Raw genomic sequence first — 12570 nt, 5'->3', positions numbered from 1 at the left:
CACTCACGCCATCGTAGTGTCACGGGGTTTATCACAAACTTGCTGTCAGGTTTAATTGCTTATTGCTGGTTTCCCTATAAACCCACCATCAAAAACATGCCTCAGCAGGGACAGGTAGCCACATTGTAAATAGTATCAATGAGTTACAATGTGGCTTATCCCGAACTGGGGTTAAGTATAATAGATTACCTAGTAATTTTTTTTCTAGGTTATACGATATTTTGAGTTGATAGTAATGACGATTGACTGAAACCTTCTAAAGGTTTACCAATCCAAGTTTAAAAAGATTAGCGCTATTGCTGGTAGATCACAAAGGCAATATTTAAATCATATGAATCGTTATATTTTTTATTAGGAATATGAATACATATTAATTTTTCCTTACTTATCAGGTGACTATTCTGTCCTTTTTTAGGGTATCGCATTATCAGTATTCATAGAATAGAGTGATATGCGCCTAGTGCGATTTAGCAGAAAAAACCCTGCTAGGCTATAATAGTAAACGCTCAGCAGGGTTTCGTCAGTTTTACAAAATTCTTAGGTGGCATGAGTGATATCGGGGTTTGCTTTCTCAAAAACCTGATAGCTATCATAAAGGTAATGATGATACCGTTTCAAAAAATTTATTTACTCAATGTCCTTAGCCAATCATCCAATCCCTCGATATCAAATGCTTGTGCGCCGTAACCCATATCAAGCAATTCATCAGGTAGATATTCATCAAACTTTTCGATCATTTTGTTAGGAACAGTTTTAGCAAGTTCAGTGGCAGTCGGTACTGGGCGCTGGGCGATCTTCTGTAAAAACGCATAGACTTGAGCAGAACTGGTTTTGAGTACGCAAATAACCCCAGCGTAACTCTCAACCGTAAATCCATGTTGTAACAGTAGCGCTACCAACGTATTAACCACGCTATCGCCGCGCCACATAAATATATAGCAACTGCCGTCTTTATTGACGAGTGATTGATGACTTAAGTCATATCTTTCAAACGTTTTGATACTGTCTAAAAACAACTGCTTTGCGACTGTATCGGCAAAGTCTATGTACTCACTACCAACTTGAATTCGGTAGTCTTTTTTGTTCAATATACCAATCATCTCTTGGCGAACTTTGTCATGTATGGACATACTGCTGTCACCAAATGTTGGTGGCTTACCGCCGCCTTTGACTTTGATGACATCAACGATTTTTTTCTCAACATCAACATCTTTGACCTGCCAGCGCTTACCGCCAAAAATAATATATTGGTCGGGCAATATCATGGTGTCAATGGGCAGTGTTCCCAGCGTCTTATTGCCAGCCACGATACGGTACTCTTCTGGAGTCTTAAACACGGCATAAAAAGTATAATGACTGACTATACGCTCACCCATCACGCCTAGTACGAGTTGATTGTTGCCCAATTGGGTCAGCAGTTGCGCTGCCCCCATTTGAATGAGCAACAATTTAAAGTGCGCAGGTTTCACCTTTTGAAAAGGACCTTGGTTACACAGGAGCACGTATATTTGATCAGCACGAATGCCGCCCCATTGTCCAACTAGGGCAAGTACTTGATGCAATAATGTTGAAAAATGATATAAAGACGTGTTGGCAGGCTCAAACCACTTGTCGGTAATGAGTAGCCTTATCATCGCGAGAGATTGAATCAATTCAAGCCGCAAGTCATCGATTAGGCTACTGTCTTTATTGATTTCATGCTCGGTAATCAGCATTCTAAGTACCGCTGATCCGCCGCGTCTGCCTGAGCGTCCAAGTCGCTGGCGAAGGCTTGCAACCGAATGTGGGGCGGTGACTTGAATGACGGTGTCAACCTTACCAATATCAATACCAAGCTCTAAAGTCATGGTGCAAACGGCAGTGGTTGGCAGCGCCTCTTTTTGTAATCGACTCTCTAAGCTTTCTCTTAGCTCTTTTGAGAGCGAGCCGTGATGCGGAAAGAACTCATTAGGCACGGTGTTGTACTCACACAGATCACTCAGTCCTGCGGCAATCAGCTCGGTACGCGCGCGACTGTTAGCAAATACCAAATGATTGCCGCCGCGGCACAATCGATAGAGATCAGCGCAGACTTTTGTCTCAGCAGTGTCAAGAACATCGATACCTTCAAAGACGTGATATTCAGAATCCGCCTGTTCTTGATTCGTGTTAAGTGTTAATTGGCTGGGCTGAACATAGCCCTTTACCTGAACTTTGACACTAGCGCGGGCATTACTGTCTTCTATGATGGTGCAAGGCAGCGACTGGTTGGGTCTGAGTGACCGCGGTACGCTTTGCAGCTCTCCTAAGGTGGCACTCAATGCCACTCGTGGGATGGGCGAGGTGATACGATTGGTCACATGTTCAAGCCTTGTCAATAACGACAATAAGTGCTGACCGCGCGCGCCTCCCAAAAAAGCATGAAACTCATCAATCACAATATATTGTAAGTTGCTAAATGCTTGTTTGACCCAGCCCATATCACGCACAAGCAGCGACTCAAGCGATTCAGGCGTGATCAAAATAATACCGGATGGTGATTTTTTCTGTTGTCTCTTTTGACCTAAAGAGCTGTCAGCATGCCAAGGCGTCACTTGCAAATCAAGCAGCTCAGCCAAGCTTTCAAGCCTGCGATACTGATCGTTAATTAATGCTTTGAGTGGGCTGATATATAAGATACCGACGCCATTATCGCGCTTATCTGAGCGCATAAGCGCACTACAGGCAGGCAAGAAAAACGCTTCCGTTTTGCCCGCTGCCGTTGCCGCACTGATCAATACATCTGTATCACCTGATAAAATGGGCACTATCGCTTGGGCTTGAACGTCACGTAACCCTTGCCAGCCTTGATTAAATATCCAGCGCTGTACCTGATGATCAAGCTGAAAATGCGCGTCTCTCAAAAGTTATTTCTCTTATTGTTATGAGTATTATCGAAAGCTTATAGTTTAAAATCAGCCAATTCATCCTCTACATCCATCCCGCTCATATCGATATCCATATCAGACGGATGTTCTGGATCAATGGCAACCGCGCTTATGAGCTGATCCCAAGATACGTCTGGATTTTGATCAATGACGGCAAGCATATCCAAAAACGCCTTAATTGTATTGCGAGGTGTTCTGAAATAAGCGTCACCAATGGTTTGGCTACAATGCTGCAAAAAAGCTTGCAAGGACTCATCTGGTACTAAGTATTTGGTTTCATCGCCACCTGCATAAACGTGACGCAGATTTTTGAGCAAGATATATAACTCTTCTGGCGTAAGGCTCGCTAAGTGCAGCGCAGGGGACGTGTAATCAATCACGCCTGCCCGCTTGGCAAAGCTATTGTCTGCAAGCCGTGTTTGTAGCGCGTCATAGCTGTAGAGTCCTTTACGCGGATCAAGTAAGAACTCTGGCGTACCACCCAATAAAAAACCCAAATGAGCGGCTGACCCTTGCAAGCAGTCGTTTAAAATACGTAGGATTTGCTCATAATTGGCTTGACGAGCTTGAGTGCTATTGAGCTTATATAAATTGACCATCTCATCTAGATTGACCAATAAGCCTTGATAACCCGCTTGACGTACAAACAGACTCATAATCTTTAGCGCATCGTAAAATGAGGCGTCAGAGATGATCGTACGCACGCCCAGATCGCGTCTGGCATCGGTTTTGGTTGAGTACTCTGCCCGTAACCAGCGAATGGCATTGGCTTTTAGCACATCATCGCCTGATTCGTGACCTTGCCAATACGCTTCGATCACTTTAGCAAAGTCATAACCGCCCACCAGTTCTGTCAGCTCAGCCAACTTATCTTGAATCACCTCACCAATGGGTTCATCCGTGCTATCAGCGCGTTTGCAAGCTTCGGTAATAAAGCGTTCGACCACACTTGCAAGCGCATTGCCGTCTGGCTTATTACGCGTCGATAGGTTACGCATGAGCTCAGAATATAAGTGCCGTGCTTGCCCACTTGATGCCTGAATGCGTCTGTCAGGTGATAAATCAGCGTTTACTGTGACAAGCTTACGCTCAAGCGCAATCGCTCTTACCACACTCAAAAAAAAGGTTTTGCCCGATCCATACTCCCCAATAATCAACCGAAAGGCGGAACCACCATCCGTCACGCGATCAATATCATCAATCAGCGCTTTGAGCTCATGAATACGCCCCACTTGAATATGCTGAATACCCACTTTTGGGGTCACGCCAGCCTTTAGCGATTGAATGATGGCATCGCGCTCTTTGGTTCTGATTTTTTTGCTTGTCATGGGTTTATCCTTACGCTGTCATTACGTTCTTATTATATTGCTATCGTTATTATCAGAATGATCACAACTGTCAGACCAGTGCTTTTAATTCATCGACAATTTCAAAATCAATCACAATGTTATCATCATCGTCTAACACAGGCGCATCAACATTATCAAAAGCCCAGTCATTAATAGTCTCAATAGCCCCATTAATCATAAGGTTTAGTGACTCACACAAGACTTCAGCCTCTTCACGCTGCCAAACCTCTTTGCTAATAAGCTGCTGATAAAGCTGACTGTGCGTGGTATCTAACCCTTTTACTAAAGTATTATGAGCGGTGTCGTCATCTACAGGCACATCTGACAATACACCACTGTCTTCATCTGCGTCATCTGCTATGTCCTCATCTGCAAATATGCTTGCCAGCATGGCTTTGGCATCCCCAGTATCGCTCTCATAAGCAGCTAATAATTCTTTATCAAAAACAAACGGCTGATGTGAGCTGTCTTTAACAGCTGTACTTATAGCGTCACCCATAATATCTGCTTTTTGATTCAGCGCAGTTGTGGTTTTTGATAAATTTCTATTACTGGTGATGTGATGAATGTCACTAATAACGGCTTGCTTATCAAGACCTAACGCCTGATATAGCTTTTCAATTTGCTTAACTTGGTTTGGTTTTACCTGACCATCTGCTAAGGCAACGCTAATAATAAAATGGCTGATAAAGCTGACGTGATCCTCACTTAAAGCGCTAAGTTTTGATTTTAATCCTGCCATATTGGATGGCGTGTTTAATCGCCATAGTAGGTATGCCTTTAATGATGACTTCTCAATGCTTGACAGTGACTGGTCCTGTTCAGTAATTGTCAATAGCGTATCTACTTCTTGCTTATCAACATGACCATCTATAGTGGCAACCATTGCTCCTAATCTGAGCGCTAAGCTGATTTGATAAAAAGCGGCGCTTGGCTCAAAGTCATGACCGTGACCGCCGCGAAATATAACGACATACCCATCCGACTTTAGCTTAGCCTGATAATAACGCGGATCAGGTACGACACCAAAGCCTACCCGCTCGGCTAAATTAATAATACGCTCATGATGTTTTTTGGTTAATGACCGAGGCAACGCATGGGATGATGCAGGCGCGTTGGATGACCGCTCATGAATACAACGCCACAATGCATCAACTGTCGTCAGTCCTTCATTGTTTAAAACAATAGACTCCGCCCATAGTTTAAAGTCTTTTATGGCAGGATATTTGTTTTGATAATCTGGTCGCTCAGTCAATACCTCTGGCAATAGCAATATGGCATCGATGTCCATTTTGTCGTTATTATCACGACCCAAATAGCGACTATAAGCATCTAACGCCTCGTTGCATTGCTCAGCAATAGCCGTCAATTTTTTAACCGGTGCTTTTAAAACACTGGCATCTTGCAAGTCATCAAGCGTTAGATCAACATAACCAATGGCACGACTGGCAGCATTATAGTTTAATTTTAATTTGGTTTTATTAGGGGCAACCATAAAACCTTTGGGATAGGCTTTTTGATATAAAACATCAAACAAGTCTTTGAACTCTGATGCGCAGCGCCTTGCAGGCGTTTTAAAATGATACTCATTAGAAAAAACCAGCCACTCCCACGCCAATGTCGTAGGAACAGGCTGTTTTAAAGTTACGATTTTTGCCAATTGCATTTTAAAGATGAGATTATGGCTGTTGGCAGGTGGCGGTGACACTTGGTTGGCTTGTAATCGTTCTTCGAATAGTGGTGAGCGCACCAGCGTCATAAACTCTAAAAGACGGGCGGAATAATTATAAAAAGAGGACTGCTCGCCATAAATCGTATGCAAACGATACACTTCATTATAGAGGCTAATGAACTCATCGTCAGAGACATTATCTTCACTGATACTTTCAATCACGCGGCGCTCAAGCCCGTTGAAGTAAATAAACACGTAACCGATGGGTATATTAGGATGGGTACGATCTGACGCCAACCAGTCTAAATAAATGCCGCGGCATGCGGGTGAAAGCTGCACGTAAGCTGGCCAGTATCCAAGCGACTCATCACTATAAATGGTGGTCATGCTATGTATGAATTTCGGCGGACTGACTGATAAGCGCTCATCTATTAATGAGGGCTCAATACCATAGCCGACCAATGTATCAAGCTGCGCACCCACATAAATAAATCCCCGTTCAATTGTGCGACCATGAATCGTTATGGACTCGTACTGAGTGACCCAGCGTCCTTTTTTGAGGTTTTGATTTGAGGGTATAATTTGGTCATTTTGACGGCTTGTTAAGTCGTCTGATGAGAGGACAAACGTCGCTAGGTTATCGATATCATCTGAGTCACTGTTATCGTATTGGCTCGTACGACTTGACTGTTTTATATCAGGCGGCAAATCGATAAAAGTGGACTTTGTATCATTGTCCTTGGCATCGTATTTCTCTTTAAACCGTGCCATGACGTTATCAATGAAGTTTTTCATTATCTATGAAGCCCATTATAAAAAACAAAGAATCAAACTATAGTTTTAGTATTTTAAGAAACTCATGCTCTGTAATAATACTGATATCACTACCTTCTGCTATCAACGCCTCAGACTTGCGCTGTTTACTGCTTTTATCATGTCCATTTAGTACGGCTAAGTCGGGCGTTCCCACAACCAAGTAATCAAGCTTTTTGGACACACCTGCCTTAACATGGAATCCTTGCTTTGCAGCAATCTCAGTAATTTCGGCCCGCTTTATGGACAGCTCACCTGTAAAACAAATATTTAGTCCAAAAAACCGCCCCTCTTTATTGCCTGCTATCGCTCGATTTTGAGGGAATCGCGGCGGCGTATGTTTGTTTTTTGATTGAGATGAGGCGTCTTGTAACCACTCTGTAATGCAGGCGCTATTTTCTCTAAGAATCGTAGTTGTCACAAAACCGCATGCCTTAGCATCTTCTAAGGCGTCATGATGGTTAAAATCATATCGCCACTCGCGGCACACATTGGCAAGGTTATATCCTGAATCCTTAAAGCGCTGACAAGTATCACGTACCATGCGTGAGGCGTCTACCCATTGCCAAGAAGGTAGCGGTAAATTATGATCATCTAAGCATTTGGTTATCGCTCTTTGATCAAAATCGGTGTAACTGACCACCATATTGTTCCCAACAAACTGAATGATATTGCCATAAATATCAAACATAGACGGCGCGTCTTTAACTTGCATGGTATCGATACCGTGAATGCCTGTATTTACTCGACTAAAGCTAGACGCTGGTCTGATAAGATGACAGTAAGTATCTACCAGCTTACCCTTGATATATTTCGCCATTCCTATTTGGCAAATAGAGCCGACATCTGAGTTAGCAGTTTCCACATCAATAGTCACGAAATTCATCATCTATCCTTGCACAAATGGTATGTAATATATCTGAATCGCTAATAACAGTAAACTAAAATTGACATCCCAACCTATCTGACTGATAAATATGAATAGAGCTCTATTGAAACTCTGACGATAGCCTTGCGACATCTTCTTGCTTCACAAGCGCTATACTTTAAAGGGTTAAAACTATATTTTAATATTTTCCGCATGATTCATGACACTAAAGATGAGTGCTAGAGCAATATAATTTGCTGTCAACTTATTACTTATATACACCATCATTCATATTTGAGTCTTTAAATGCTATAATAGCACTTAAACATCCAATTATGAGCGATTAACATAATATGCGATTTGATTTTTATACGCCAAGTGAGATAGCTGTCATTTTGGGTGAGCGCCTAAAAACGCAGCGATTGGTACTCAATCTAACCCAAGCTACTCTAGCAGAAAAAGCAGGTGTTGGTGTCAGTACAGTGGCTCGCATTGAGTCGGGACAAGGTGGCACGCTAGATAATGTAATCCGGCTTGCCATTGCACTTGGTATGATTAATCATTTTGCCGAATTGTTTGACATCAAACCTAGCAGTATTGAAGACATTATCGCTAAACAAAACCCACGCCTGCGAGCATCAAATAAAGCTAGCGAGTAACGCTATGTACCAACCAATATCTGTTATTAATGTCTATTATAAAGGCTTTGGATCCAAACGTCTTATCGGTCAGCTCACAATGGACGGACGCCGCCCTGTATTTGGCTATGATGCGGCGTGGATTGCTGATGGTTTAGAGATATCGCCTATCGAGATGCCACTACGCAGTGCGCCTTATTATGGCAGTCATGCGTCCAGTCATTATCTTTGCGGTCTGTTGTCAGATAGCTTGCCTGATGGTTGGGGCATGCTGCTGATGGATAGGTTTTTTCGGAAGGTTATGGACAAACCTATACAGCAAATTAATGTTTTAGATCGCTTGGCTTATATTGGCGATTCAGCCATGGGCGCCCTGAGCTTTGAACCTGAGCATGATTTATCTGATGCTATTGATATGCCGGAGCTGACTTTAGCGAAGCTTGCGGCTGCCAATCAAACCATTCTATCGGGTCAAGACAGTGACATATTGGCTGAGCTTATCGTTATTGGCGGCTCCCCTCAGGGCGCTAGACCAAAAGCGTTGGTTTTATATGATGAGGCAAGTGATTTTATCACTACTGATTTAACCCGCGCAAACCCACCGGCAACACCTTGGCTTATCAAGTTCCCTGCTCAGTCTGAGCACAAAAGCGTCTGTCTATTAGAAGCGCTTTACGCTGATATGGCAAAACAAGCAGGTCTTAACATGCCAGCGCATCACTATTTTGATATTAATAACGACTATGCCGCGTTTGGGGTTGAACGTTTTGACCGAATAGGCGATCAGCGCGTGCATACTCATACGCTGGCAGGCTTATTAGACATTGATTTTCGCATCCCATCGCTAGATTATCTGCAGTATTTGCGCTGTGTGCGTATGTTAACTGGGTCACAAGCCGCGGTAGAAGACGGTTTTAGACATGCGGTATTTAATGTGATTTTTAATAATAAAGACGACCATAGCAAAAACTTCTCTTTTATGATGGACAAAGCTGGCAGGTGGTCATTAGCGCCCGTTTATGATCTTGCTTATAACTCAGGAATGAATGGTTATCATCAAATGGATGTGACAGGTGAAGCGAAGCACCCTACTCGATCTGACTTACTGAAACTGGCTAAAGCAGCTGATATTAAGAAAAATAAAGCTCAAGCAATGATTGATCAAGTAGCATCAGTCGCTGAAGCGTTTTTAACTATCATTGACAACTATGATATTGAAAAAGAGTTATCAAATAAGGTCGCTTGTGATATAAAAGATAACATTGAGCGGATGGCAAGTTGATGGCGTTATATAAGTTGTTAAATTTGTTGTTAAAATTAATAAAACAAATCCTATAGACCTTATATTTTAAGGATTAAGGTGTATTAGTCGATGCGTGGTGGGCGCGCCAATCATTGTATTTAGATATAACCTCGCATTACCTCAAGCCCTTTAAACCCATGTCATACCTAGTTTTTAGTCTTTGTTAAATAATTATCATTATCTACTACAGGCTTTTATCAGCTTAGCCTTTTACCGCGTTTTTTGACTTTTGCTTATCATGAGCGGTGAGAGTATGAGAGTCTGTAGGACGGGAGATAATATCAGCCTCATGATGACCATAGTTTTGAGTTTGCGTGTATTTACTCAGCGGGTCGGTTTCAGAGAGACCATCAGCAAATAAGCTTAAGATATTGCGGCGTTTGATATTGAGCTGATTAAGAATGAAGTTGGTGACAAAATCATTGGCAGGGTTGTGTATGATTTCAGCGGGTTCAGAAAATTGCGCCACCTTGCCTTCTGATAGCAGTAGGATACGATCCGATAACGTCATCGCCTCTTCGGGGTCATGGGTGACGATCAAGGTAGTCAGCTGATAGCGTACGGCAATCTCACGAATGCGCGCTTTGACGGTTTCTTTAATTACTCCATCTAGTGCCGATAACGGCTCGTCTAATAACAGTATCTTTGGCTTCATTACCAATGTACGTGCCAGCGCGACACGCTGCTTTTGACCACCAGATAACTGATGAATACGCTTATTTAGATGGGCTTTGATGTCGAGCAAGTCGACCAGTTCATCGACTTCTTGTTGTGTGCTCATATTCGGGTTGTTACGCAGACCATATTCGATATTTTGTTTGACACTCAGGTTGGGAAATAACGCATAGTCCTGAAAGACGATATTAAAGCCTCTTTGCCTCATGGAGACGCGGGTAATGTCCTCGCCGTTATAGGCGATGCGGCCGCCATTGATGTCGGTCAACCCCAAAATCATATGCAATAAAGTGGTCTTACCACAGCCAGATGGCCCTAAGATGGACACTATCTCACCCTTATTTATCCTGAGTGAAAGATCCTCAAATATTACCTTGTCCTCATATTTTTTTGTCACTTGTCTTAACTCTAACATATCCACTCACCTAGTCGCTTACTGTCTATTTAAATGACTGTCTATTTAATCGTCATTTATTAAATTACTTGTCTTGTGTAGCTCAGCAGTGTATCGGTCAGTTATGACACTTCGATGAAAAAGCCTTGATAATAATCTCGATAAGGGCAGTATTTACCGCTTTATCATTGTTCTCTTTTTTTTGACAAAAAAATAGCGCCCTTGTAGGCGCTATTTTTAGATAGTAATAACAAGAGATATTGATGACTCAAACAGTATCGGTGGCTAGATTTTTAAAACTAGCGTAAATCATCGACGACTGCCAACATCGCAACCAACGATGCCTCACCCAGCCTCATAGAACGCTCAGGCGACCAGCCTGTCACTGCATCAGGGCTATTATCATTGTCTTTAAAAGGCATCTCCAACGTATTGGCCAGACAATCGAAATGCTCGGCTACCCAATTGGTAGCGACGGTCATATTTGCGGTGCCTGGTGCGTCGATCTCATAGCCATATTCAGACTGAAAATCTGCACAAGCAAGCTTTAACACCTCTGAGAATCTATCACGCAAATGTGCCAGACGATCATTATAGCTTGGCGTGCCCTGTGAGCCGGCTAAAAACACATATGGCAACGCTTCATCGCCGTGCACATCATAAAAGAGGTCAACGCCAGTCTCCTCCATCTTATTGATTACATAAAAGACCTCAGGGCTTTTGTCCAAGCTTGGGTTAGACCATTCACGGTTTAAGTTGGTACCAGCAGCATTGGTCCGTAGATGTCCACGCACACTACCATCGGGGTTCATATTTGGCACGATATAGACATCGGCTTTTTCTAATAGCTGCTTGGCAGTGGCATTATCGCTGTCTAGCAACGCATATATCAGCCCTTCAACCAACCACTCTGCCATCGTCTCGCCGGGATGCTGGCGAGCGGTAATCCAAATGCTGCGTTTTTGTGTTTCACTACTGCTATCACCATTACCGATTTTTACTAACGTCAAATCACGCTTATCAAGGGTCTCGCCCAGATGCTCCAACGCTACCAATGGGTGCGTTTGGACAGCCGCCAGCAGGTCTTGATGACGCTCATAACTGTATGGGGCAAAATAGGCAATTTGAATACTGTCATATTCCAAGTCTGCCACTATAGTCAACTTGCCGTCTTTATAAGTGGTAGGCAGACGGAACCAATACTCCCGATCGTAGGAAGCAACTGCTTGGTAGTTCTCCCACCCTGCAACGTATGACGCCTCCCCTGCGTTGACGATATTTAAAGTGTATTTTTCACCTGCCTGACCTGTTAGGCGAAAATTAAACCACTGAAAAAATTCGCCCCCCTCGTCTGGTCGAATCGCCAGTTGAATGTCGTTTTTATTTTGTGTATTGATAATATCGATATTACCTGCATCGAAATTTGCCGTGATATGCATAATTTATCCTTTATAAGTTTTATGACGGTGTTCAAACATGCAGAGCACCTTGACTTCCCCTCCCTAAAGTGAGGAGATTCCTACTAAAGACGGCCAAGCCCGACCGCGAGAATGTTTTTTGCTCCATTAACATCTCTGTTATGGGTCGTTTTACAAGAACGACAAAACCACTCTCTTATACCAAGACCTGATCTACCTTTCGGACTGTCTTGGCGAGAGCCGCAATTTGATCAGGTTTGGGTGGTGTACGCTTCATTGACTTCAAGATAGTGGCAACCTGCGTTCGCGCATTTATAATCCAGTTGCCGCTTAATCTCAAGCCAACCCGCGTCATAGACGGACTTGGCCAGTTTGGATGAAGTGAATGATGTTGATTTGATTTGACCAACAACGATTAAGTTGTTGGCTTTGATAAGCTTTGATGTGAATTTATGAATTAGGGGCTGTCCTAGATAAGTAAAATTATTTAGGATAGCACTATGAGAAAGAGTAAACTAAGTTGGTATAAACAAA

8 protein-coding genes and 2 pseudogenes are annotated in these 12570 nt (G+C 42.9%); 3 read left to right on the top strand and 7 right to left on the bottom strand.

The window, feature by feature from the left end:
- Nucleotides 1-129, top strand: a pseudogene (locus JFC05_RS12240) (IS982 family transposase); the annotation flags it as partial.
- A 494-nt stretch (nt 130-623) separates the two neighbouring features.
- Here JFC05_RS12240 and JFC05_RS12235 read toward each other — a convergent pair.
- From JFC05_RS12235 to JFC05_RS12220, 4 genes are all read right to left on the bottom strand, one after another.
- Nucleotides 624-2882: a DEAD/DEAH box helicase gene (locus JFC05_RS12235; RefSeq protein WP_198337081.1), complete on the bottom strand. Its 2259-nt coding sequence runs from the start codon at nt 2880-2882 to the stop codon at nt 624-626.
- Between the two features lie 38 nt (nt 2883-2920).
- Nucleotides 2921-4234 carry an ATP-binding protein gene (locus JFC05_RS12230; protein ID WP_198337080.1) on the bottom strand — a complete coding sequence of 438 codons (1314 nt, stop codon included), beginning with the start codon at nt 4232-4234 and terminating at the stop codon, nt 2921-2923.
- A gap of 70 nt (nt 4235-4304) precedes the next feature.
- Nucleotides 4305-6722: a tellurite resistance TerB family protein gene (locus JFC05_RS12225; protein ID WP_198337079.1), complete on the bottom strand. Its 2418-nt coding sequence runs from the start codon at nt 6720-6722 to the stop codon at nt 4305-4307.
- 37 nt (nt 6723-6759) lie between these two features.
- Nucleotides 6760-7626: an exonuclease domain-containing protein gene (locus JFC05_RS12220; protein ID WP_198337078.1), complete on the bottom strand. Its 867-nt coding sequence runs from the start codon at nt 7624-7626 to the stop codon at nt 6760-6762.
- 335 nt (nt 7627-7961) lie between these two features.
- Between JFC05_RS12220 and JFC05_RS12215 the strand changes: the two genes are divergently transcribed.
- Together JFC05_RS12215 and JFC05_RS12210 are read left to right on the top strand one after the other, a co-directional pair.
- Nucleotides 7962-8267: a helix-turn-helix domain-containing protein gene (locus JFC05_RS12215; RefSeq protein WP_192520902.1), complete on the top strand. Its 306-nt coding sequence runs from the start codon at nt 7962-7964 to the stop codon at nt 8265-8267.
- 4 nt (nt 8268-8271) lie between these two features.
- Nucleotides 8272-9528: a type II toxin-antitoxin system HipA family toxin gene (locus tag JFC05_RS12210; protein WP_198337077.1), complete on the top strand. Its 1257-nt coding sequence runs from the start codon at nt 8272-8274 to the stop codon at nt 9526-9528.
- Nucleotides 9529-9751: 223 nt separating this feature from the next.
- On the opposite strand, the gene JFC05_RS12205 is transcribed toward JFC05_RS12210, so the two are convergent.
- From JFC05_RS12205 to JFC05_RS12195, 3 genes and pseudogenes are all read right to left on the bottom strand, one after another.
- Complete coding sequence (locus JFC05_RS12205) at nt 9752-10639, bottom strand: ABC transporter ATP-binding protein (protein WP_198337076.1); 888 nt, start codon at nt 10637-10639, stop codon at nt 9752-9754.
- 278 nt (nt 10640-10917) lie between these two features.
- Nucleotides 10918-12057 (bottom strand): M14 family metallopeptidase, encoded by a 1140-nt coding sequence (locus tag JFC05_RS12200; RefSeq protein WP_198337075.1) that lies wholly within the window; start codon nt 12055-12057, stop codon nt 10918-10920.
- Between the two features lie 83 nt (nt 12058-12140).
- Nucleotides 12141-12497 (bottom strand): annotated as a pseudogene (locus tag JFC05_RS12195) (RNA-guided endonuclease InsQ/TnpB family protein); the annotation flags it as partial.
- Between the last annotated feature and the right edge of the window lie 73 nt (nt 12498-12570).

The organism is Psychrobacter celer, assembly GCF_016107555.1.
Classification (GTDB): domain Bacteria; phylum Pseudomonadota; class Gammaproteobacteria; order Pseudomonadales; family Moraxellaceae; genus Psychrobacter; species Psychrobacter celer.
Note: the sequence above shows the minus strand (reverse complement) of the source record. Positions and strands in the feature narration are given on the sequence as shown.

Coding starts and splice junctions, on each gene's coding strand:
- JFC05_RS12220 (WP_198337078.1), bottom strand. CDS start 7,626: ATGAATTTCGTGACTATTGATGTGGAAACTGCTAACTCAGATGTCGGC.
- JFC05_RS12225 (WP_198337079.1), bottom strand. CDS start 6,722: ATGAAAAACTTCATTGATAACGTCATGGCACGGTTTAAAGAGAAATAC.
- JFC05_RS12210 (WP_198337077.1), top strand. CDS start 8,272: ATGTACCAACCAATATCTGTTATTAATGTCTATTATAAAGGCTTTGGA.
- JFC05_RS12215 (WP_192520902.1), top strand. CDS start 7,962: ATGCGATTTGATTTTTATACGCCAAGTGAGATAGCTGTCATTTTGGGT.
- JFC05_RS12230 (WP_198337080.1), bottom strand. CDS start 4,234: ATGACAAGCAAAAAAATCAGAACCAAAGAGCGCGATGCCATCATTCAA.
- JFC05_RS12200 (WP_198337075.1), bottom strand. CDS start 12,057: ATGCATATCACGGCAAATTTCGATGCAGGTAATATCGATATTATCAAT.
- JFC05_RS12205 (WP_198337076.1), bottom strand. CDS start 10,639: ATGTTAGAGTTAAGACAAGTGACAAAAAAATATGAGGACAAGGTAATA.